Origin of the sequence: Streptomyces sp. NPDC012825 (assembly GCF_042900925.1) — a bacterium.
GTDB lineage: Bacteria > Actinomycetota > Actinomycetes > Streptomycetales > Streptomycetaceae > Streptomyces.
The window spans coordinates 80986-102086 of sequence record NZ_JBIBBZ010000006.1; the positions used below are offsets into that span (position 1 = coordinate 80986).

Genomic DNA, 21101 nt, shown 5'->3' on the forward strand with positions numbered 1-21101 from the left:
CGGGACCCGGGGACGGGGACCCGGCGAGGGCCCGGGGACGGGCGTCCACCGAGCCCCGGGGCTCAACGCCTCGGCAGCCCCAGCGGGTTGCCGTCGCGGAGTTCCGGCGGGAGGAGGTGGTCGGGGGTCGACTGGTAGGTGACCGGGCGGAGCCAGCGCTCGATCGCGGTCGCGCCGACCGAGGTGGAGGTGGAGGTGGTGGCCGGGTATGGGCCGCCGTGGTGCTGGGCGGCGGCGACGGCCACGCCGGTGGGCCAGCCGTTGACGAGGACGCGTCCGGCCAGCGGGATGAGGGCGGCGAGCAGCGGGGCCGCGTCGGGGTCCTCGGCCGTCTCGGTGGTGTGCAGGGTGGCCGTGAGGTTGCCCGGCAGCAGGGCCAGGACGGCGCCGGCCTCCTCGCGGGTGGTGTAGCGGGCGACGACGGTGACCGGGCCGAAGCATTCCTCCAGGAGGAGGTGGTGGCCGCCCGCGACGAGCCGCTCGGCGTCGACGGCGAGGACCCCGGCGCTGACGGTGTGCGGGCCGCCCGCGCCCGGGGTGACGGGGGTGTCGACCCCGGGGAGCGCGGCGCGCTCGGCGACCCCGGCGACGAAGGCGTCCCGCATCCGGTGGTCGAGCATGACGGACGGCCCGGTGTCGCCGAGACCGGCGGCGAGGGCGTCGAGGAAGCGGTCGCCCGCCTCGCCCCGGGGGGCCAGGACGAAGCCGGGCTTGGTGCAGAACTGGCCCGCGCCCAGGGTCATGGAGCCGGCGAGCCCGGCACCGATCGCGGCGGCCCGCTCCCCGGCGGCGGCGGGGGTGATCACGACCGGGTTGAGGGAGCCGAGTTCGCCGTGGAAGGGGATCGGTACGGGCCGGGCGGCGGCCGCGTCGAAGAGGGCCCGGCCGCCGCGCACGGAGCCGGTGAAGCCGGCCGCCGCGACGAGCGGGTGGCGTACGAGCGCGACGCCCGCGTCGAAGCCGTGGACGAGGACCACGACGTCCTCGGGGAGGCCGGCCTTGACGGCGGCCCGGCGCAGGAGGGAGGCGCAGAGTTCGGAGGTGGCCGGGTGGTCGGGGTGGCCCTTGACCACCACCGGGCAGCCAGCCGCGAGGGCACTGGCGGTGTCGCCGCCGGGGACGGAGAAGGCGAGCGGGAAGTTGCTGGCGGCGTAGACGGCGACGACGCCGAGCGGGACCTTCCAGCGGCGCAGGTCGGGCCGGGGCGGGACGGCGCCGGGGTCGGGGAGGTCGATCCGCACGTCGAGGAAGGAACCCTCCTCGACGACGTCGGCGAAGGCCCTCAACTGGGCCGTGGTGCGCGTGAGTTCACCGGTGAGCCGGGTGGGCCCGAGGGCCGTCTCGGCGTCGGCGGTCGCCACGACGTGGTCGCGGGACTCGTCCAGGAGGTCGGCGGCGGTACGCAGGAGGGCGGCCCGTACGGTCCGGTCGGCGAGGGCCCCGAGGGTGCCGTGTGCGGCCCGGACGGCCCGGTCGACCTCCTCCGCCGTGGCCTCCACCGCGACCCGCTCGCGCGGCTCCCCCGTCCGGGGGTCCACGCTCCACACCGGTTCCGCCGCCACGGCCACGCCCCTGTTCGCCGATCTGAACACAGTCCCCGCGGATGAACGCGGATCCGGTGGACTCTATTGACGGCCCGGCCGTCTCCACAAGGGCCTCCGCCGGCCTTACCGCCACAGCCGCGTGGCCTGCCGCCATGACCGCGTGGCCCACCGCTACAACTGCGGGTCCGTGCCGCCACAACCGCACCGTGGCCGTACCGCCACGACCACGCGGCCCACCCCTACAACCGCGCGGCCCACCGCTACGACCGCGTAGCCGTCGCGCAGCCGGCCCGGGTGCCGCCCTCGGCCACCGGTGCCGTGCGGGCGTAGGGGTCGATCGTGCGGCCGTTCGAGCCGGTCTCCGGCGCGCCCCCGCCGAACTGCGGCCGGAAGTAGCCGGTGGGGTCGCCGCAGCCGCCGTTGGTCATGTCCAGCTTGTACGACAGGAGGGTGAAGGTCCCCTTCTCGGTGGCCACCTTCGCCGGGTCGTCCCAGCTCACCACGGTCTCCCGCCGCACGATCACGCGCACGACCTCGTCGCCGCCGCCGGCCGGGGCGACCGGGTACACGTACGTGACGTCGGCGGTCACCTCCAGGGCCCCGAGGCTTCCCTGCCGGTAGGAGAGCCGGCCCCGGGTCCTGACCTCGTCCCCGACGAGGCGGGCCTGCGCCGGGTCGAAGCGGCTGAAGAGCATCAGCGGGTCGTGGCCCTCGCCGGGGGTGCCCAGCGCGGTCGACACGAAGGCCCTGGCGTCCTCCTGGCGCGGGTTCATCAGGGCGATCGCCCTCTCCGGGCGGGCGCCCCGCAGCACCGCCGGGTCCAGGCCGGACGCGGCGAGGAAGTCACGCGTGCGCGTGAGGGCCTCCGCCACCTCCTCCTTCGTCATCCAGCCGGTGGCCCGGGCGGCGGGCACGGTGACGCCGGCCGTGCCGCTCGCCCAGCGCGCCGCCGGGGAGCCGCAGAACGGGTCGGCGAGGGTGGCCCGCCCGTCCCCCTCGGCGGGAGGGGCCTCCGTCGGCCGCTCCGTCTCCTGGGCGAGGGGCGGGCCGGGCCGGTCTCCGTCGCCGGACCAGCCGATGAAACCGCCCGGGTCCACCGCCACGAAGAGCAGGGCGAGGGCGGCCGCGAAGCCCGCCACGTACCAGCCCTTCCGGCGCCGGGGCCGTACGGGCGCGGACGTGGGCGCGCGCCACGGCGCGGGCTCCGGGGGCGCCGTCCGCCGCCGGGCCGCCTCCTCGCGGGCGCGTGCGGACGGCTCCTCCGGCGCGTTCCCCGTCCCGTCGGCCGAGGTCCGGAGGAACTCCTCCCACACCTCGTCCGGCACCGGCGAACCGCCCCGCTCCTTGCCCACTCCCGGCCCCTCCCCGTTCCGCACGTGTCTCCGGCCCCTCCCCGGGGCCTCCGCATGATCGCACAGGTGATCGCACGGATCCGGACATGAAGGTTCGCTGAGAAACGGGACACATCCGGAACGTCCGCCGCCGGTCCGTTCGTCCCGACAAGTGCGATGAACAAGACGATCAGGCGCACCTCGGTCTTCGTGCTGCTCCTCGTGCTCGCCCTCCTCGGCCGGGCCACGTGGGTGCAGGCGTACGAGGCCAAGGCGCTCGCGGACGACCAGAACAACCGGCGGAAGAAGATCGCGCAGTACGCGCAGCCGCTCGGGAACATCGTCGTGGCCGGCTCCCCGGTCACCGGCTCGGAGAGAACGGAGGGAACGGACCTCGCGTACCGGCGGACCCACACGGACGGCGAGCTGTACGCGGCGGTCACCGGCTACAGCTCGCAGGCGTACGGCGCCACCCAGCTGGAGGGCATCTACGCCGACGTCCTCGACGGCACCGACGACCGGCTGAAGAACCCGCTGGACGCGGTGACCCGCGAGCGGCAGGAGCCGGGCACGGTCCTCACCACGATCGACCCGGCCGTGCAGAAGGCCGCCTACCGGGCGCTCGGGAACAAGAAGGGCGCGGCCGTCGCCGTCGACCCGGCGAGCGGCCGGATCCTGGCCCTGGCCTCCACGCCGTCCTACGACCCGTCGAGGATCTCCGGGACGGATGACGGCGCCGCGTGGAAGGAGCTGACCACCGACGAGGACAAGCCGCTGGTCAACCGGGCGCTGCGGCAGCCGCTGCCGCCCGGTTCCACCTTCAAGCTGGTCGTCGCGGCGGCGGCTCTGGAGGACGGCCTCTACGACTCGGTGGACACGGCGACGGAGAGCCCCGTCCCGTACACGCTGCCGCACACCCGGACCGTGCTGAGGAACGAGAACGCCTCCGCGCCCTGCGAGAACGCCACGATCCGCACCGCGCTGCGGTACTCCTGCAACAACGTCTTCGGCAAGATGGCCGCCGACCTGGGGCAGGACAAGGTGCGGGCGACGGCGGAGAGGTTCGGCTTCAACGACGCCGAGCTGGACGTCCCGGTCCGGGCGTACGCGAGCGTGTACCCGTCGAAGATGGACCCGGCGCAGACGGCGCTCAGCGGCATCGGCCAGTTCGACGTGACGGCCACCCCGCTCCAGATGGCCATGGTGTCGGCGGCGATCGCCAACGACGGCCTCCTCGCGGCCCCGCACATGGTGTCGGAGGTCGTCGACTCCGACGGCGACGCGCTCACCTCGTTCGAGGACGGGGACACCCGGCGGGTCGTCTCCTCCTCGACGGCCGAACAGCTGCGCAGCGCGATGGTGACCGTGGTGGAGGAGGGTACCGGCACCAACGCGGCGGTCGCGGGGGCGGAGGTCGGCGGCAAGACGGGCACCGCGCAGCACGGCGAGAACAACAGCAGGACGCCGTACGCCTGGTTCACCTCGTACGCGAAGGACCCCTCGACCGGGAAGCGGGTCGCCGTCGCGGTGATGATCGAGGACTCGGGCGCGGCCCGCTCCGAGGTCAGCGGCAACGGCCTGGCGGCGCCGGTGGCGCAGAAGATGATGGCGGCGGCGCTGAAGTGACGTGACGCCGGCGCGACGGCGGTGGCTCCGGAGCGACGGCGGCGCCGAAGTGACGGTGAGCGGGGCCCGATTGGCCGTCGGGGTCCGTCACGCGGTATGCAGGGGCGCGCTCACATCCGAGCACGCATTCGATCCGTACCCCTGTCTGCCTCGCCTCGCTCTCACCTCGCGGAGGACCGCCGTGCGTCTGCCCCGTTCCCTGTCCGGCTGGACCATGGCGGTCTTCGGCGTGCTCGCCTCCGCGCTCGGCGTGGTCGGCCTCGTCGCCCCGGACGCCCTGCTCACGGTCATGGGCTTCGAGCCGGTGCCCGACGGCGGGCGGGCGGACGGCGACCACACCCTGGTCTTCCTGACGGCCTCCTCGATGGCCGCGCTCAACATGGGCGTCTACTACGTCCTGGCCGCGCTCGCCGACTGGAAGCCGTTCTTCCGCTGGACGGTCCCCTTCCGCCTCCTCACCTGCGCGGTCTTCACCCTCGCCGTCGTCACCGGCCGCGCCCCGTGCGGTTTCCTGGGCGTGGGCCTGTGGGAGGGGCTCGGCGCGCTCGTGACGGGAGCGGCGCTGCGGTACGAGAAGAGGAAAGGTACGGGCGTCTCCTAGGTGCGGCGCGGCCTCCGGGCGGGGAGCATGGAGGAAAAGCGCGGGCGCGGCGGGAGGAGGCAGGGTGACGGCCGGTTCCTTCCCTGGGACGGCGGGGCGGGTCGGGGTGCCCCTGGACGGCAAGGGGCTGCTCGACGTGCTCGGGGTCGCGGCCGTCGTCGTGGACGCGCGCGGCCGGATCGTGCTGTGGAGCCCGCAGGCGGAGGACCTCTTCGGCTTCCGCGCCGAGGAGGCCCTCGGCCGGTACGTGGCCCGGCTGATCGTCGGCGACGACCACCGGGAGGAGGCGATGCGCCTCTTCGGCGAGGTGCTCGCCGCCGGCACGACCTGGTCGGGCACCTTCCCCGTACGGCACAAGGACGGCTCCACCCGGCAGGTGGAGTTCCGCAACATGCGGCTCACCGACGACCTGGGCGGGCTCTACGCCCTGGGGATCGCCGCCGACCACTCCGTCGTCGAGCGGGTCGAGGCCGAGCTGGCCCTCTCCGACCGGCTCGTCTCGCAGTCCCCGATCGGCCTCGCCGTCTTCGACACCGCGCTGCGGTTCGTCCTGGTGAACCCGGCCCTGGAGCGGATCAACGGCATCCCGGCCGCGCTGCACACCGGGCGGCGGATCTCCGACATGCTGCCGGCGATCGACGCGCCGGGGGTGGAGGAGGCGCTGCGGACGGTCCTGGAGTCGGGCGAGCCGGTGCTCGACCACTCCACGGTGGGCCGGACCCCCGCCGATCCGGGCCGCGACCACGTCTGGTCGGTGTCCTTCTACCGCCTCGAAGGGGGCGAGGGCCGGGTCCTGGGCGTGGCGGCCTCGGTGATCGACGTGACCGAGCGGCACCGGGCGGACGCGGAGGCGGACCGGTCCCGGCGGCGGCTCGCGCTCATCGCGGACGCCTCGGCCCGGGTCGGCACCACCCTGGAGGTGGAGCGGACCGCCGACGAGCTGGCCTCGGTCGTGGTGCCGGTGCTCGCGGACGTCGCGGCCGTCGACGTGCTGGACTCCGTCCTGTCGCTGCGCAGGCCGGGGACACCGGAGGAGGAGGGCCCGGCGCTGTTCCGCGCGCTCGCGGTGAAGGCGGCGGGGCCCACGGAGGCGCTGCCTGCCGCCGACCCGCCGGGGTCGGTCGCCATGTACGGGGCGGACCGGCTGGTCACCCGTTGCGTGCACACCGGTCTGCCGGTCCTGGTGGAGCATGTCGGGCCCGGGGACCTGTCGCGGATCGCGCGGAGCCCGGAGGCGGCGGAGATGCTGGCCAGGGCCGGGGTCCACTCGTACCTGGCGGTGCCGCTGATCGCGCGCGGCGAGGTGCTCGGCGCGCTCGACCTCAAGCGGGACCGCAACGCGCTGCCGTTCGACGGGGACGACGTGCTGCTCGCGACGGAGCTGGCGGCCCGGGCGGCGGTGAGCATCGACAACGCGCGCTGGTACCAGAGCGTGCGGAACTCGGCGGTGACGCTCCAGCGCAGTCTGCTGCCGGGGGCGCCGCCGGCGCGGGCGGGCCTGGAGGTCGCGGCCCGCTACCAGCCGGCGCAGGCGTCGAGCGAGGTCGGCGGGGACTGGTACGACGTGATCCCGCTGCCCGACGACAAGACGGCGCTCGTCGTCGGCGACGTGATGGGCAGCGGGATCGACGCGGCGGCGACGATGGGCCGGCTGCGGACGGCGACCTGCGCGTTCGCGGACCTCGACCTGTCCCCGGCGCAGGTCCTGCGGCACCTGGACCGGATCACCGAGGGCCTGGAGCACTACATCGCGACCTGTCTCTTCGCCGTGCACGACCCGGCCAGGGAGCGGTGCCGGATCGCGAACGCGGGCCACCTGCCGCCCGTGCGGGTCCCGGTGGACGGCCCGGCCGAGCTGGTGCGGCTGTCGACCGGGGTGCCGCTGGGGGTGGGCGGCGGCACCTTCCGCACGGCCCGGGTGCCGTTCCGGCCCGGTGACCGCCTGGTGCTCTACACGGACGGCCTGATCGAGACCCGGGACGAGGCGATCGACGAGCGGCTCGCGCTGCTCGTGGGGCTGCTCGACGAGGCGCGCGGCCCCCTGGAGGAGACCTGCGACCTGCTGCTGCGGGCGCTGCGCCGGCCGGGCGCGCCGGACGACGTGGCACTCCTGATCGCCCGGAGCACGGGATGACCGCGCGGAAGCGGCGGGACGGCCCGGGCCCCGGCACCGGCCGGGAGCGGGCGCGGGCGCGGCGGGGGAAGCAGGGCCGTAAGGGGCGCGAGACCGGGCTGCGGAGCGTCGCCGGGCAGGTCTTCGCCCTGGAGGCGCTGATCGCGCTCCTGGTGATCGTGGCGGCGGCGTTCGTCACCTTCTACCAGGAGCGGCGGGACACCGAGCGGGACGCCCGGGCCCGCTCGCTCGCGGTCGCGGAGGCGCTCGCGAACGCCCCGGGCATCGACGCGGCGCTGACCTCGCCCGATCCGACGGCGCGGCTCCAGGACGAGGCGGAGGCGATCCGGCGGGCCACGCGGCTCGACTTCATCGCGATCCTGGGCCCCGACGGGATGCGGTACACCGACTCGCAGCCGGACCTGATCGGCCGCAGGGCGGTCGGCGACCTCTCGCGGGCGACGGTGGACGGCGAGTCGTACACGGAGGTCTTCAAGGGCGCGCCGAACGACGCGGTGCGGGCCGTGGTCCCCGTGGTGAACGACCGGGGCAGGATCATCGGCCTGGTGACCAGCGGCATCGAGGTGGAGAACCTCGCGCACTCCGTCCAGGACCGGCTGCCGCTGCTCGCCGGGGCGGCGGGCGGCGCGCTCCTGGTGGCGGTGGGCGGGGCGGCCCTGGTGAGCCGGCGGCTGCGGCGGCAGACGCACGGTCTCGGACCGGCCGAGATGACCCGGATGAAGGAGCACCACGAGGCGGTGCTGCACGCCGTCCGGGAGGGCGTCCTGATCATGGACTCCGACCACCGGCTGCTGCTCGCCAACGACGAGGCGCGCCGGCTGCTCGGCCTCGGGCCGGAGGCCGAGCGGCGGCACGTCTCGGAGCTGGGTCTGGACCCCCGTACGGTCGAGCTCCTGGAGTCGGGGGAGGCGGCGACCGACGAGGTGCACCGGGCGGGCGACCGGCTGCTCGCGGTGAGCGTGCGGCCCACGCTGCCGCACGGCTCCGAGTCCGGCTGCGTGATGACGATGCGGGACACCACCGAGCTGGCCGCGCTGTCCGGCCGGGCGGCGGTGGCCCGGGGCCGGCTCCAGCTGCTCTACGAGGCGGGGGTCCGGATCGGGACGACCCTGGAGGTCGTTCGGACGGCGGAGGAGCTGGCGGAGGTGGCGGTGCCGCGGTTCGCGGACTTCGCCACGGTGGAGCTCCTGGAGCCGGTGCTGCGCGGCGAGGAGCCCTCGGAGATCGTGGAGACGGCGGCCGCGTCGGCGGAGATGCGGCGGACGGCGCTGAGCGGGCTGCGGCCGGGCCTGCCGCTCCAGCCGGTCGGGGACACCGTCCGCTTCGACGTCCCCAGCACCCCGATGGCCATGGCCCTGGCCTCGGGGCACGCGGTGGTGCAGCCGGAGCTGGCCGGGGCGGAGGGCTGGCGGGCGCAGGATCCGGAGGGAGCGGCGCAGGCCCTCGCGTACGGGATGCACTCGCTGCTCACGGTGCCGCTGCTGGCCCGCGGGGTGGTCCTCGGGATGGCGAACTTCTGGCGGGCGGACACGAAGGAGCCGTTCGGCGAGGAGGACCTGTCGTTCGCGGAGGAGCTGGCGGCGCGGGCGGCGGTCGCGATCGACAACGCGCGCCGGTTCACCCGGGAGCACGCGATGGCGGTGTCGCTCCAGCGGAGCCTGCTGCCCCGGGTGCTGCCGGACCAGAGCGCGGTGGAGGTCGCGCACCGCTACCTCCCGGCGAAGGCGGGGGTGGGCGGTGACTGGTTCGACGTGATCCCGCTGCCGGGGGCGCGGGTGGCGCTCGTGGTGGGGGACGTGGTGGGGCACGGGCTGCACGCGGCGGCGGCCATGGGACGGCTGCGCACGGCGGTGCACAACTTCTCGACCCTGGACGTGCCGCCGGACGAGCTCCTCGGGCACCTGGACGAGCTGACGGGCCGGATCGACTCCCGGGAGACGGAGGGGACGGACGGGGAGGGGCGGCGGCGCGACGAGGGGATCACCGGCGCGACCTGTCTGTACGCGATCTACGACCCGGCCTCCGGAGTGTGCACGGTGGCGAGCGCGGGCCATCCCGGTCCCGCGCTCGTGGCGCCCGACGGGCGGGTGGAGTTCCCCGAGCTGTCGCCGGGGCTGCCGCTCGGGCTCGGTCTGGGCGAGGCGCCGTTCGCGTCGACGGAGCTGCTGCTGCCGGAGGGGAGCAAGCTGGTGCTCTTCACCGACGGCCTCGTGGAGGACCACGGGCGGGACTTCGACGCGGGGCTCGGGCTGCTGCGGTCCGCGCTCGCCGGGCCGGACCGGAGTCCGGAGCAGACCTGCGCGGACGTCTTCGCGACGCTCCTGTCGCCCGCGCCGCGCGACGACATCGCGCTCCTCGTGGCGCGGACCCGGCTCCTCGACCGGGAGCGGATCGCCGAGTGGGAGGTGGCGCGGGACCCGTCGGCGGTGTCGCCGGTGCGGAACGCGGCGGCGGCGAAGCTGTCGGAGTGGGGGCTCGACGGCCTGGCGTTCTCGGCGGAGCTGATCCTCAGCGAGCTGATCACGAACGCGGTGCGGTACGGCGCGGACCCGGTGCGCGTACGGCTGCTCCACGACCGGACGCTGATCTGCGAGGTCTCGGACGGCAGCAGCACCTCGCCGCACCTGCGGCACGCGGCGGCGACGGACGAGGGCGGGCGCGGGCTCTACCTGGTCGCGCAGTACGCGGAGCGCTGGGGCACGCGGTACGGCCGACGCGGCAAGACGATCTGGGCCGAACTGCGGGTGGGCGCGGGCGGCCCGGAACCGGCGGAGGCGGCGATGCCGGACCTGGACGCCTTGGAGGACCTGGCCTGGTGAGACGGGGGCCGGGCGGGGCGGGGCGGGGTGGGACGGGGTTCCGGCTCCCCGGTGGGCGAGGGGGCGCTTCCGCAAACCCCTTTGACGCCCCGTCAGGCACCTCCCTAGCGTGTCCACGGCCACGAAGACCCCGCACGCGAGTGGCCCCGGCGCTCGGCACCAGGCACCCGGCACCCGGCGCCCGGCGCCCGGTCGAGGAACCGCTCCGGGTCCGCTCCCGTACCGACCCGAAGGAGAGCCATGCCCCGTCCCCTCGCCCTCGTGACCGGGGTCGGCCGTACCGTCGGCATCGGCGCGGCCGTCGCCCGGCGTCTCGCGGACTCGGGCTGGGACCTCGTGCTCACCCACTGGACCCCCTACGACCGGCGCATGGAGTGGGGCGTCGAGCGGGGCGCGACCGAGGCGATCCTCCGCGACCTCGCCGGCCGGGGCGCGACCGCCGAGGCGGTCGAGGCCGACCTCGCCGACCCCGAGGCCCCCGCGCGCGTCTTCGACACCGCCGAGCGGCGCCTCGGCCGCCCGGTCACGGCCCTCGTCCTGCGCCACTGCGAGTCGGTCGACTCCGGCCTCCTCGACACCACGGTCGAGAGTTTCGACCGCCATTTCGCGGTCAACGCACGCGCGTCCTGGCTGCTGGTACGGGAGTACGGCCGGCGTTTCACCGGGGCCCGCGGCACCGGCCGTGTCGTCGCCCTGACCAGCGACCACACCGTGGGGAACCTCCCGTACGGGGCGAGCAAGGGCGCCCTGGACCGCATCGTCCTGGCGGCCGCCCATGAGTTCGCGCACCTCGGGGTGACCGCGAACGTCGTCGACCCGGGCCCGGTGGACACCGGCTGGATGACGGAGGAGCTGCGGGAGGAGGTCGTCCGGAAGACCCCGCTCGGCCGCCTCGGCACCCCGCGGGACGCGGCGCACCTGGTGGACTTCCTCTGCTCGCCCGAGGGCCAGTGGGTCAACGGACAACTGCTGACGGCCAACGGCGGCCCGGCCTGACGCGGAGGCACGGCGAAGCAGCACGGCCCGGAAGTACGCAGGACCCGGCCGGACTGATACGGGGGAGCCGGCCGGGTCCGGGTGACCGTCCGCGTGGGCGGACCGGACCCGCTCACCGTAGGCCCGGCCGAAGATCGTCGCGAGCCGCGGAACGCGGGGTCTGTCCGGAATGCGCGACGGATCGGAGCAACGGAAGCACGTCCCGTCCGGGAATGCGCCCCCGGACGGCCCGCCCCCGGCCGTCGCCCCCGGCCGAAGGCTTTGGCGCGATCGCGCCGTCGGATCCGGCGCCCCTCCCCCGTCAGCGCCCCGTCCGCAGCGTCCGGGACGGGGGCTCGCCGTACCTCTCGCGGTAGCGCGCCGCGAACCGGCCCTGGTGACCGAAGCCCCAGCGCCAGGCCACCTCGCTCACGCTCACCTCGTCCGGCGCGGCCGCCCGCAGCTCCTCGCGGACCCGGTCGAGGCGGACCTCCCGTACGTACGCCATCGGGGACATCCCCACGTACTCCCGGAAGGACTCCTGGAGGCGGCGCACGCTCACCCGGGCCAGGGCGGCGAGTTCGGTCGTGGTGAACGGGTGCTCGGGGCGCTCCCGCACCGCGTCCATCGCCCGCTTGACCGGGGCCGGCCGCCGGGCCTCCCCCGGCCGGTCGAGCGCCTCGCGCCAAGGGTGCTCGGCGGCCAGGAGCAGCCCGTTGAGCAGCGCCTCCTGGAGGGGCCCGGCCACCAGTTCGTGCCGGGCGAGGCCCTCCCCGGTCAGCGCCTCGTACGCGACCCGGCGGGCGAGGCGCACCCAGCTCAGGCCGGGGCCGCGCGTGATGTCGAGGCGGGGCTCGAAGGCGAGCGGGCCGCGCGGCGGCCGGCCCGTCAGCCGTTCCAGGCGCTCGCGCAGCGCGGCCGCCCCGATCTTCACCGCCAGGGTCCGGCAGTCGCCGCTCCAGCGGTCCAGGAAGGTGTCTCCCGCCGGGTCGAGCAGCAGCCCCTCGGCGGCCGTCGCGACGAGGGCCGGACCGCCGCCCTGACGCAGCTCCATCGTGCCGGTCAGGGGGGCGTTCAGGTGATAGGCGCCCAGCTCCCCGAAGCTCATCCGGACGTCGGCCCCGCAGCTGAGGTCGCCGATGACCAGCGGCCCGAGGACAACGGTGTCGAACCGCGCGGCGAAGGGACGCGACCGGCGTTCGACGAGGTCCATGCGGCTCGTGTAGTACCGCGCGTCCAGCTCCTCGCGCGCCTCGTCCACGTCCCCCGTCCGGAACGAGCTCCCGTCCACGTCCCCCGCCCCGAACGAACTCCCGTCCGCGTCCACCGTCGTCCCCCCGGCCCCCACAGCGCTCATGGGTCGAAAGAATATTCATATGACGGATCTGACCGGGAACGGCAGGATGCCCGTCATGCCACGACCTCATGGATTCACGTACGAGCGGCGGGGCGACGGCTCCGTCGTCCTCACCCACCAGGGCCGCGCCGCGGGCGTGCTGCGCGGCGGGCGCGCCGAGAAGTTCCTGGCGGAGGTGGAGTCGGGCGACGCCCAGCTGGTCATGGCCCGCTGGACGGGCTCGTACCGCTTCGGCAACGAACGGCAGGCCAGGAACCACCCCCGTCATCAGAGTGGCCGAACCGGGCGAAGGTAAGGGAACGGCAAAGGGGGCCGGATCGTTAGCCCTGGCATGACCGCTATGACCCCCGGCTCGAACATCCCTCTCACCGCCACGCGCGTGGCGGTGGACGTCGCCGCCCCGGTGCGGCTCGACGTCTCGGGCCTGCTGCTCGGCGCCAACGGCAAGGTGCGCTCGGACGACGACTTCATCTTCTACAACCAGCCGGCCGGGCCCGGCGTCACCTACCGCTCCGGCGGCGGGACCGCGCCCGACGCGATCCTGGTCGACACCGGCGCCCTGCCGGCCGGCGTCGAGAGGGTCGTCGTCACGGCGAGCCCGGACGCCGCCGGCCAGACGTTCCAGGGCATCGAGCCCACGGCGACGATCCGGAACGCGGACGACGGCAGCCCCCTCGCCACCTTCACACCGCCGCAGCTCGCGACGGAGACGGCGCTGGTGGTCGTCGAGATCTATCTGCGCAACGGCGCGTGGAAGGCCCGCGCCGTGGGCCAGGGCTACGCGAACGGGCTCGCCGGCATCGCGACCGACTTCGGCGTCTCGGTGGACGAGGAGCCGGCCGCGCCCCCGGCCGCCCCGGCCCCCGCGCAGGTCGCGCCCCCGGCGCCCCCGACTCCTCCCGCCCCGCCCGTCGCCCCGGTGGACCCCCGGGTCGCGCCCCCGGCCCCGCCCGCGCCCCCGGCCGCCCCCGTGTCCACGGGCAAGATCAACCTGGACAAGGGCCGGGTCAGCCTCCAGAAGAACCAGACGGTCTCCCTGGTCAAGGGCGGTCGCCCGCTGCTCTCCCAGGTCAAGATGGGCCTCGGCTGGGAGCCCGCCTACCGGGGCAAGGACATCGACCTGGACGCGTCCGTCATCGCGTACGGACCCCAGCGCAACCACCTGGACAGCTGCTACTTCGGCAAGCTGGCGATCCTCAACGGCTCGGTCAAGCACTCCGGGGACAACCTCACCGGCGAGGGCGCGGGCGACGACGAGGTGATCGCGGTCGACCTGGGCCGGCTGCCCGCCGAGGTCTCCGGTCTCGTCTTCACGGTCAACTCCTTCTCCGGCCAGAAGTTCACCGAGGTCGCCAAGGCCTACTGCCGGCTGATCGACGCGGCGACGGGCGAGGAGCTGGTCCGCTTCGACCTGACCACCGCGGAGCCGCAGACCGGCGTGATGATGGCGAAGCTGATCAGGCAGTTCTCCGGCGAGTGGGAGATGACGGCGATGGGCGAGTTCGTGAAGTCGCGGACCGTCCGGGGCATGGTGAAGCCCGCCGCCCAGGCGCTCTGAGCGACCGGTCCGAGGAGGGGCTCCCGGGAGTTCCCGGGAGCCCCTTCCGCGCACCGGCTCTCAGCGGCGGGGCTGGCGGCGCCAGGGGCCGGTGATCGCGACCATGATGCCCGGGTCCTGGATGTTGGCGAAGAGCGTGCCGCCGTCGGGCGAGAAGACGACGCCGGTGAACTCGCTGTCGTTGAGGTCGTTGCGGGCGATCGGGTACGTGCGGCCGGAGTCGGTGGCGCCGAAGAGGTGCTGCACCCCTTCGCCGTCCTCGGCGATGACGAGCCCGCCGTACGGGGAGACGGTGATGTTGTCGGGGCCGTCGTAGGCGCCGTCCGCGTCGGGGTTCGCGTTCACGCCGAGCAGCACCTTGAGGGTGAGGGTGCGGCGCTTCGGGTCGTAGAACCAGACCTGGCCGTCGTGCGCGGCGCCCGGGCTCTCGTCGCGCGCGTAGGAGGAGACGACGTAGGCGCCGCCGTCGGCCCACCACATGCCCTCCAGCTTGCGGGCGCGGGTGACCTGCCCGGCCGCGAACTGCTTGCGGACGGGGGTGGTACGGGCGTCGCGGTCGGGGACGTCGACCCAGTCCACGCCGTAGACGGTGCCGATCCGGGTGGCGCGGGAGAGGTCGTCGACGAACCGGCCCCCGGAGTCGACGCACTTGAAGGCCTGGAGCACCCCGGCGTCGTCGGCGAGGGTACGGAGCTTCCCGCGCCCGTGCTCGAAGCCCTTCGGCGGCACCCAGCGGAAGAACAGCCCGTTGGGGCCGGACGCGTCCTCGGTCAGATAGGCGTGGCCGCGCTTGGGGTCGACGACGACGGCCTCGTGCTCGTAGCGGCCGAAGGCCTTGACCGGCTTCGGGTCGCGGTTGGCGCGGCGGTCGCGCGGGTCGACCTCGAAGACGTAGCCGTGGTCCCTGGTCATGCCGTTGACCCCGGCGAGGTCGGCGTTCTCCTCGCCGGTCAGCCAGGTGCCCCAGTCGGTGCGGCCGCCCGCGCAGTTGGTGGAGGTGCCGGCGATGCCGACCCACTCGGCGACGGTGCCGTCGCGGTGCACCTCGACGACGGTGCAGCCGCCGGCCGCCGCCGGGTCGTAGACGAGGCCCTCGGCGAGCGGGACGGGGTGGGTCCACTTGGAGCGGGGGCCCTTGAGCTCGTGGTTGTTGACCAGGTACGTGGTGCCGCGCGGGCCCGCGAAGGCGGCGGTGCCGTCGTGGTTGGAGGGGGTGAACTCGCCCGACTCCAGCCGGGTCACGCCGCTGTGGGTGACGACGCGGTAGGAGAACCCGGCGGGCAGGGCGAGCATCCCCTCCGGGTCGGCGACCAGCGGCCCGTACCCGATCGCGTGCCCGTGCCCGTGCCCGTGGCCGTGGCCGTGTCCGGCCCCGTGCGCCTGCGGCTCGTCGGACGCGAGCGCCTCGGGGGCGGTGGCGAGAGCCCCGACGACACCGGTGAGGGCGAGCCCCGCACCGGCGGCGGCGGACTGCTGGGTGAACTCTCTGCGGTTGAGCGGCATGGTGGCGGCGTCTCCCTGTGGTGGCCGGATGTCGCGGGCCACCCTCCCGTGCCTCCGCGAACACCGCCTGAACACCACCGGAACACCGCCGGGCGCCCGGGGACCCCGGACGCCCGACGGAAAGACACGTACGACGGAAAGACGCGTACGGCGGGAAGAGACGTACGACGGGAAGAGACGTACGGTCAGGAACCGGACCGCGACCGGGCCTTGAAAGCGGCCTTGCGGGCCTCCTTCGCCGTGGTCTTGTCCCGGTGCAGCCGGCCCATCGCCTCCAGGACCTCCGCCGTCGCCGGGTGCTCCACCCGCCAGGCCGCCTCGAAGAAGCCCCCGTGGCGCCCGGTGAGGCCCTCGATCAGCTCCTGGAGCTCCTCCAGGTCGCCGGCCGCGTCGAGCTGGGCCGCGATCGTGTCGATCGCCAGCCAGAAGATCATCGACTCCGGCGGCGCGGGCACGTCCGCCGCGCCCCGCTCCGCGAGCCAGACCCGCGCCAGGCCGCCGAGCTCCGCGTCGTCCAGGACCTCCCGCACGGCGGGCTCCGCCTCCGGGCCCACCAGGGAGAGCGTCTGCTGGCAGTGGAGGCGGCGGAGCGGGGAGTCCGCGTCGGAGCCGCGGGCGGCGTGCAGCAGCTCGCGGGCCGCGCCGAGGACGTCGCGGCCGGCCAGCCAGGCGACCGTCTCCTCGCGGGCCGCGGCCTCCGGGTAGCCGGCGATGCCGTCGAGGAGGGCGTCGGCGCCCTTGTCGGCCAGGTCGCCGACGGCGGGCGCGTCGACCCCGGCCTCCAGCATCCGGGCCCGGACGCCGTAGAGGCCGAGCGGGGTGAGCCGGACCATCCCGTAGCGGGTGACGTCCTCGTCGTCGGCGGACACGGCGGGCTCCTCGCCCTCCTCGACCATCAGCGCCTCGTCGAGGGGCTGGTACTCGACGAGCCCGATCGGTTCGAGCAGCCGGAACTGCTCGTCGAGCCGCATCATCGCGTCGGAGACCTGCTCCAGGACGTCGTCGGTGGGCTCGCCCATGTCGTCGGGGACGACCATCGACGCGGCGAGCGCGGGCAGCGGCACCGGGCCCTCGCCGGCCCCGCCCTCGCTGACGGTCAGCAGGTAGAGGTTGCCGAGCACGCCCTCCAGGAACTCGGCCTCGGCCTCGGGGTCCCAGTCGAGCGCGTCGACGTCGATCCCGCCGTCCTCCCCGAGGAGGTCGTCGAGGTCGTCGAGGACGGGGGCGACGGCGTCCCCGAAGACGGCGTCGAAGCCGTCCAGCCAGAGCGCGAGGACGTCCCGGGGCGAACCGCCGGTGAGGAGCGCCAGGTTCTCGCCGGGCCGGGCCCGCCCGGGCACGTCCTCCCCGTCCCCGTCGGCCGCCTCGCCGTCCTCGACGTCCACGAGACCGGTGTCGACCGCGAGCCGCCAGGCGTCGCCCGCCCGGAGCTCGCTCTCCTCGCCGGCGGGGAGTTCCAACACCTCGGCCGCCGCCGGGAGCTGCTCGTCGGCGAGTTCGCCGCCCGCGTCGACCCGGGTGTCCGGTCCGGCCCAGCGGGCGAGCCGTACCGCGTCGGCGAGGAGGGGGGCGGCCAGGGCGTCCCGCGCCAGCTCCGCGTCCGCACGCAGCCGAACGGGGGGAAGGGTGGGGTGGTCCGCTGACATCTGGGGGTCTCCTCGGCGCGTACGGGGCGATCGGGTGGAAGGGGCTCGGAGAGGTGGTCTCGGAGAGCCGTCCCAGCGTAGACGCATCCGGGAGGGCGTCCGCCGGTTCACGGATCCGTCAGCCTTCGTACACCCGTCGACCCTTGACAAGTGGGGTCCCCTGCGCGGAGATTGACGCGCGTAGATCCATCTGCCGTTCCTCCAAGCACCCTCGGAGCCCCCGATGTCTTCCTCCATACCGAGATCCGCCGCCGTCGCCGCCGTCGTGTCCGCCGCCCTGGCCGCCGGTCTGCTCGCCGGTTCGGCGAGCGCGTCCGCCGAGGACGGCGCCGGTGTCCGCGTCCACGACATCCAGGGCACGACCCGCGTCTCGCCCCTGGTCGGGAAGCAGGTCACCGGTGTCACGGGCATCGTGACCGGCGTCCGCACCTACGGCTCGCGCGGCTTCTGGATCCAGGACCCCACCCCCGACGCGGACCCGGCCACCAGCGAGGGCCTCTTCGTCTTCACCAGCTCCGTCCCGACCGTCGCCGTCGGCGACGCGGTGAGCGTGAACGGCACGGTCACCGAGTACGTCCCCGGCGGCCTGAACTCCGGCAACCAGTCGCTGACGCAGCTCTCCAAGCCCGTCGTCACCGTCGTCTCGCGGGGCAACCCGGTGCCGGCCCCGGTGACGATCTCCTCCTGGTCCGTCCCGGACGCGTACGCGCCGGAGGGCGACCCGGCCGCGGGCGGCTCGATCAACGGCCTGACCCTGAAGCCCCGGACGTACGCCCTGGACTACTACGAGTCCCTGGAGGGCGCCAACGTCCGGATCGGCTCCTCGCGGGTGGTCGGCGCCACCGACCCGTACTCCGAGCTGTGGGTCACGGTGAAGCCGTGGGAGAACGCCAACCGGCGCGGCGGCACGGTCTACGGCTCGTACGAGGACCAGAACACCGGCCGGCTCCAGGTCCAGTCGCTGGTCCCGATCGCCCAGCAGCCGTTCCCCCGGGCGAACGTGGGCGACGTGCTCTCCGGCGTCACCGAGGGCCCGCTCGACTTCAACCAGTACGGCGGCTACACCTTGACGGCCCGCACCCTCGGCACGGTCGTGGACCGGGGCCCGGAGCGCGAGACCACGGACCGGCAGCACAAGAACGAGCTGGCCGTGGCCACGTACAACGTGGAGAACCTCGACCCGACCGACCCGCAGGAGAAGTTCGACGCGCTCGCGAAGGCGGTCGTGGAGAACCTCGCCTCGCCCGACGTCGTCGCCCTGGAGGAGATCCAGGACGACAACGGCGCCAAGAACGACGGCACGGTGAGCGCCGGACAGACCGTGAAGAAGTTCACGGACGCGATCGTGGCGGCCGGCGGCCCGGCGTACGAGTGGCGCTCGGTCGACCCGGCGAACAACGAGGACGGCGGCGAGCCCGGCGGCAACATCCGTCAGGTCTTCCTCTTCAACCCGGCCCGGGTCTCCTTCACGGACCGCCCGGGCGGCGACGCCACCACCGCGACCGGCGTCACCGGCCGCAAGGGGCACGCGGAGCTGACCGTCTCCCCCGGCCGGATCGACCCGGCGAACACGGCCTGGGAGGACAGCCGCAAGCCGCTCGCGGGCGAGTTCGTCTTCCGGGGCCGCACGGTCTTCGTGATCGCCAACCACTTCGGCTCGAAGGGCGGGGACGAGTCGATCGTCTCCCACCACCAGCCGCCGAACCGTTCCTCCGAGGCGAAGCGCCTGCTCCAGGGCCAGGCCGTCAACGGCTTCGTGAAGCAGCTCCTCGCGGTCGAGAAGCAGGCCGACGTGCTGGTGGTCGGCGACATCAACGACTTCGAGTTCTCCGGCACCACGAAGGCGCTGACGGCGGACGGCGCGCTGTACCCGGCGGTGAAGTCGCTGCCGCGCGGCGAGCGCTACTCGTACGTGTACCAGGGCAACAGCCAGGTCCTCGACCAGATCCTGACCAGCCCGGGGATCCACCGCTTCGAGTACGACAGCGTCCACATCAACGCGGAGTTCGCCGACCAGGACAGCGACCACGACCCGCAGGTCCTGCGCTTCCGTCCGTAAGCGCCCCCGCAGGTCCCTACGCGCCCGCGCCGAGGCTCAGCGCGGGCGCGTACCACCGGGCCCCGGCGGGCCCGTCGGCCGGGACGTCCTCCCACTCGGTGAGGGCGAGCACGCGGGTGCCGTCGGCGGACCGGTGGACGTGGGTCCCGATCCCGCCGGCGGCGATCGCCTCCTCGCCCCCGGACTCGACGACCGAGACGGCCCCGGGCAGCACGTCCGGGCCGGTCGGGCCGGCCGGGCGGGGCGGCGCGTAGCGGTGCAGGACGACCCGCTCGATGCCGGGCACGGCCGCGTCGATCTCGGCGTTCCGGTCGTCGCGGTGGGTGCGGACGAAGTCGTCGTAGGCGCGCTCGTCCGTCCACTGCGAGTAGTGCAGCAGCGTGTCCCCGTCCGTTCCGGCGTAGACGCTGTACGAGAGCAGCCGCGGGTCGGGCCACTCCCGGGCCTCCCAGGTCCTCCGGACGGCCTCGACGGCGGCCCGCTGCCGTTCGGGCGTGCCGACCCGCCAGGTGCTGACGAGGACGGCGCCGACTCCGGGGCGGTGGAGGTCGGGGCGGGCGTGGGGGTGCGCGACGGCGTGCATGGGGCGGCCTCCCGTTCGTGGGGTTTCACGGGTCCCCGTGCGGTGGGGACGACTTCACCGTCCTCCCTCGACCATGGTTGAGGTCAAGGGAGTCCGGGCCGCGAGGCCGCCCGTGCCCCCACCCTTCAGAGACCCTTACCCTTTCGGCCAAGAAGATCTAAATGGACCTTCACCGTCCGCCGCGCCCAGACTTCCGGCATGACCACCGCACCTCCTTTCGGCCGCGCGCTCTGCGCGATGATCACCCCGTTCACCCCCGCCGGCGCGCTCGACCCCGACGCGGCGGGCGTCCTCGCGGTCCGGCTCGTGGCGGAGGGCTGCGACGGGCTCGTCCTCAACGGGACCACCGGCGAGTCGCCGACCACCACCGACGCCGAGAAGACCGCGCTCGTCCGCGCCGTCCGGGAGGCCGTCGGCCCCGGCCCCTCGGTCCTCGCGGGCGTCGGCACCGCCGACACCGCGCACACCGCCGGGCTCGCCCGCGCGGCCGAGGAGGCGGGTGCGGACGGGCTGCTCGTCGTCACCCCGTACTACAGCCGCCCTCCGCAGGCGGCCGTCGAGGCGCACTTCCTGAAGGTGGCGGACGCGACCGGCCTGCCGGTGATGGTCTACGACATCCCCGGCCGCACCGGGATCCGCGTCGAGCCCGCGACGATGCGGCGGCTCGCCGCGCACCCGCGGATCGTCGCGGTGAAGGACTGCGCGTACGACCTGCTCGGCTCGGCCCGGCTGATCGCGGAGACCGGACTCGCGTACTACTCGGGCTGCGAGGAGCTGAACCTGCCGCTGTACGCGGTGGGCGGCGCCGGATACGTCAGTACGGTGGCGAACGTGGCGCCCCGTCAGCTGCGGGCGGTGCTCGACGCCTTCGACGCGGGCGACACCGCCGGGGCAGCCCGGCTCAACGCCCGGCTGCTGCCGCTCGCCGAGCGGATGATGGCCTCGGGCCTGCCGGGCACGGTGACGGTGAAGGCCCTCCTCGGCGGCCCGCCGCGGGAACCGCTGCTGCCCGCCGACCGGGAGACGGCCGACGGGCTGCGCGCGCTCCACGAGGCGCTGTCGCGACCGGCTCAGGCGGAGTCGGCGCTGTAGGTCCGCCCGAGGATCGCCGCGTGCTCCAGGACGTCTTCCAGGGGATCGTCGATCTGGCCCGTGGAGACCAGCGAGACGTGCGGACCGTTGTGGGAGTGGACGTGCGTCTCGTCCGCCGCCGCCGTCCCGGCGGTCAGCAGGACCGCCGTCGCCGCGAACACCCCGGTGGCCATGGCCCTCGTCCTCATGTCGGCTCCTCGCCTCGTCTGCGTACGGGGCCCTGCGCCCCGCACTGATAACGCAGCGTCACCGGATCGGTTGCCGTGTGCGGCG

General features: G+C 74.7%; 16 protein-coding genes. 9 read left to right on the plus strand and 7 right to left on the minus strand.

Annotation, left to right across the window (positions count from 1 at the left end):
* Window positions 1-62: 62 nt before the first annotated feature.
* Together ACFY7E_RS15975 and ACFY7E_RS15980 are read right to left on the minus strand one after the other, a co-directional pair.
* A complete protein-coding gene (locus ACFY7E_RS15975) occupies window positions 63-1562 on the minus strand; it encodes an aldehyde dehydrogenase (NADP(+)) (protein ID WP_389485148.1) in 1500 nt (499 codons plus the stop codon).
* A 242-nt stretch (window positions 1563-1804) separates the two neighbouring features.
* The gene (locus ACFY7E_RS15980) at window positions 1805-2896 is read right to left on the minus strand and encodes a hypothetical protein (protein WP_389485150.1); all 1092 of its coding nucleotides are present in this window, start codon (window positions 2894-2896) and stop codon (window positions 1805-1807) included.
* Between the two features lie 156 nt (window positions 2897-3052).
* Between ACFY7E_RS15980 and ACFY7E_RS15985 the strand changes: the two genes are divergently transcribed.
* From ACFY7E_RS15985 to ACFY7E_RS16005, 5 genes are all read left to right on the plus strand, one after another.
* Window positions 3053-4501 carry a peptidoglycan D,D-transpeptidase FtsI family protein gene (locus ACFY7E_RS15985; protein ID WP_389485152.1) on the plus strand — a complete coding sequence of 483 codons (1449 nt, stop codon included), beginning with the start codon at window positions 3053-3055 and terminating at the stop codon, window positions 4499-4501.
* A gap of 214 nt (window positions 4502-4715) precedes the next feature.
* Window positions 4716-5102 carry a hypothetical protein gene (locus ACFY7E_RS15990; protein WP_389485624.1) on the plus strand — a complete coding sequence of 129 codons (387 nt, stop codon included), beginning with the start codon at window positions 4716-4718 and terminating at the stop codon, window positions 5100-5102.
* Window positions 5103-5166: 64 nt separating this feature from the next.
* Window positions 5167-7236, plus strand: a complete 2070-nt coding sequence (locus ACFY7E_RS15995; RefSeq protein ID WP_389485154.1) for a SpoIIE family protein phosphatase — start codon at window positions 5167-5169, stop codon at window positions 7234-7236.
* Complete coding sequence (locus ACFY7E_RS16000) at window positions 7233-10055, plus strand: SpoIIE family protein phosphatase (RefSeq protein WP_389485156.1); 2823 nt, start codon at window positions 7233-7235, stop codon at window positions 10053-10055. Before ACFY7E_RS15995 ends, ACFY7E_RS16000 begins: the two co-directional genes overlap by 4 nt.
* Before the next feature lie 240 nt (window positions 10056-10295).
* On the plus strand, window positions 10296-11051 hold the full coding sequence (locus ACFY7E_RS16005) for an SDR family oxidoreductase (RefSeq protein ID WP_389485158.1): 756 nt from the start codon (window positions 10296-10298) through the stop codon (window positions 11049-11051).
* 301 nt (window positions 11052-11352) lie between these two features.
* On the opposite strand, the gene ACFY7E_RS16010 is transcribed toward ACFY7E_RS16005, so the two are convergent.
* The gene (locus ACFY7E_RS16010; protein ID WP_389485160.1) at window positions 11353-12387 is read right to left on the minus strand and encodes an AraC family transcriptional regulator; all 1035 of its coding nucleotides are present in this window, start codon (window positions 12385-12387) and stop codon (window positions 11353-11355) included.
* Window positions 12388-12442: 55 nt separating this feature from the next.
* Here ACFY7E_RS16010 and ACFY7E_RS16015 point away from each other — a divergent pair, with 55 nt between their 5' ends.
* Together ACFY7E_RS16015 and ACFY7E_RS16020 are read left to right on the plus strand one after the other, a co-directional pair.
* Complete coding sequence (locus ACFY7E_RS16015; protein ID WP_389485162.1) at window positions 12443-12682, plus strand: hypothetical protein; 240 nt, start codon at window positions 12443-12445, stop codon at window positions 12680-12682.
* A 36-nt stretch (window positions 12683-12718) separates the two neighbouring features.
* Window positions 12719-13945 carry a TerD family protein gene (locus tag ACFY7E_RS16020; RefSeq protein WP_389485165.1) on the plus strand — a complete coding sequence of 409 codons (1227 nt, stop codon included), beginning with the start codon at window positions 12719-12721 and terminating at the stop codon, window positions 13943-13945.
* A gap of 60 nt (window positions 13946-14005) precedes the next feature.
* Here the strand turns inward: ACFY7E_RS16020 and ACFY7E_RS16025 are convergent, their stop codons facing one another.
* Window positions 14006-15448 (minus strand): alkaline phosphatase PhoX, encoded by a 1443-nt coding sequence (locus tag ACFY7E_RS16025; protein ID WP_389485167.1) that lies wholly within the window; start codon window positions 15446-15448, stop codon window positions 14006-14008.
* A gap of 185 nt (window positions 15449-15633) precedes the next feature.
* Window positions 15634-17094 (minus strand): hypothetical protein, encoded by a 1461-nt coding sequence (locus ACFY7E_RS16030; protein ID WP_389485169.1) that lies wholly within the window; start codon window positions 17092-17094, stop codon window positions 15634-15636.
* Window positions 17095-17317: 223 nt separating this feature from the next.
* Between ACFY7E_RS16030 and ACFY7E_RS16035 the strand changes: the two genes are divergently transcribed.
* Window positions 17318-19153: an endonuclease/exonuclease/phosphatase family protein gene (locus tag ACFY7E_RS16035; protein ID WP_389485171.1), complete on the plus strand. Its 1836-nt coding sequence runs from the start codon at window positions 17318-17320 to the stop codon at window positions 19151-19153.
* Window positions 19154-19169: 16 nt separating this feature from the next.
* Here the strand turns inward: ACFY7E_RS16035 and ACFY7E_RS16040 are convergent, their stop codons facing one another.
* Window positions 19170-19736 (minus strand): antibiotic biosynthesis monooxygenase, encoded by a 567-nt coding sequence (locus ACFY7E_RS16040; RefSeq protein WP_389485173.1) that lies wholly within the window; start codon window positions 19734-19736, stop codon window positions 19170-19172.
* A 198-nt stretch (window positions 19737-19934) separates the two neighbouring features.
* Here ACFY7E_RS16040 and dapA point away from each other — a divergent pair, with 198 nt between their 5' ends.
* Entirely contained in the window at window positions 19935-20828 is an 894-nt protein-coding gene (gene dapA, locus ACFY7E_RS16045; protein WP_389485175.1) for a 4-hydroxy-tetrahydrodipicolinate synthase, read from the plus strand.
* Here the strand turns inward: dapA and ACFY7E_RS16050 are convergent.
* Window positions 20807-21016, minus strand: a complete 210-nt coding sequence (locus tag ACFY7E_RS16050; protein WP_383442712.1) for a hypothetical protein — start codon at window positions 21014-21016, stop codon at window positions 20807-20809. The genes dapA and ACFY7E_RS16050 overlap by 22 nt on opposite strands.
* Between the last annotated feature and the right edge of the window lie 85 nt (window positions 21017-21101).

Excerpts from the sequence above, each read along its gene's own strand:
- ACFY7E_RS16000 (WP_389485156.1), top strand. The coding sequence starts at position 7,233 with ATGACCGCGCGGAAGCGGCGGGACGGCCCGGGCCCCGGCACCGGCCGG.
- ACFY7E_RS16005 (WP_389485158.1), top strand. The coding sequence starts at position 10,296 with ATGCCCCGTCCCCTCGCCCTCGTGACCGGGGTCGGCCGTACCGTCGGC.
- dapA (WP_389485175.1), top strand. The coding sequence starts at position 19,935 with ATGACCACCGCACCTCCTTTCGGCCGCGCGCTCTGCGCGATGATCACC.
- ACFY7E_RS16025 (WP_389485167.1), bottom strand. The coding sequence starts at position 15,448 with ATGCCGCTCAACCGCAGAGAGTTCACCCAGCAGTCCGCCGCCGCCGGT.
- ACFY7E_RS16040 (WP_389485173.1), bottom strand. The coding sequence starts at position 19,736 with ATGCACGCCGTCGCGCACCCCCACGCCCGCCCCGACCTCCACCGCCCC.
- ACFY7E_RS15985 (WP_389485152.1), top strand. The coding sequence starts at position 3,053 with ATGAACAAGACGATCAGGCGCACCTCGGTCTTCGTGCTGCTCCTCGTG.
- ACFY7E_RS16050 (WP_383442712.1), bottom strand. The coding sequence starts at position 21,016 with ATGAGGACGAGGGCCATGGCCACCGGGGTGTTCGCGGCGACGGCGGTC.
- ACFY7E_RS16020 (WP_389485165.1), top strand. The coding sequence starts at position 12,719 with ATGACCGCTATGACCCCCGGCTCGAACATCCCTCTCACCGCCACGCGC.
- ACFY7E_RS16015 (WP_389485162.1), top strand. The coding sequence starts at position 12,443 with ATGCCACGACCTCATGGATTCACGTACGAGCGGCGGGGCGACGGCTCC.
- ACFY7E_RS15990 (WP_389485624.1), top strand. The coding sequence starts at position 4,716 with ATGGCGGTCTTCGGCGTGCTCGCCTCCGCGCTCGGCGTGGTCGGCCTC.
- ACFY7E_RS16035 (WP_389485171.1), top strand. The coding sequence starts at position 17,318 with ATGTCTTCCTCCATACCGAGATCCGCCGCCGTCGCCGCCGTCGTGTCC.
- ACFY7E_RS16010 (WP_389485160.1), bottom strand. The coding sequence starts at position 12,387 with ATGAGCGCTGTGGGGGCCGGGGGGACGACGGTGGACGCGGACGGGAGT.
- ACFY7E_RS16030 (WP_389485169.1), bottom strand. The coding sequence starts at position 17,094 with ATGTCAGCGGACCACCCCACCCTTCCCCCCGTTCGGCTGCGTGCGGAC.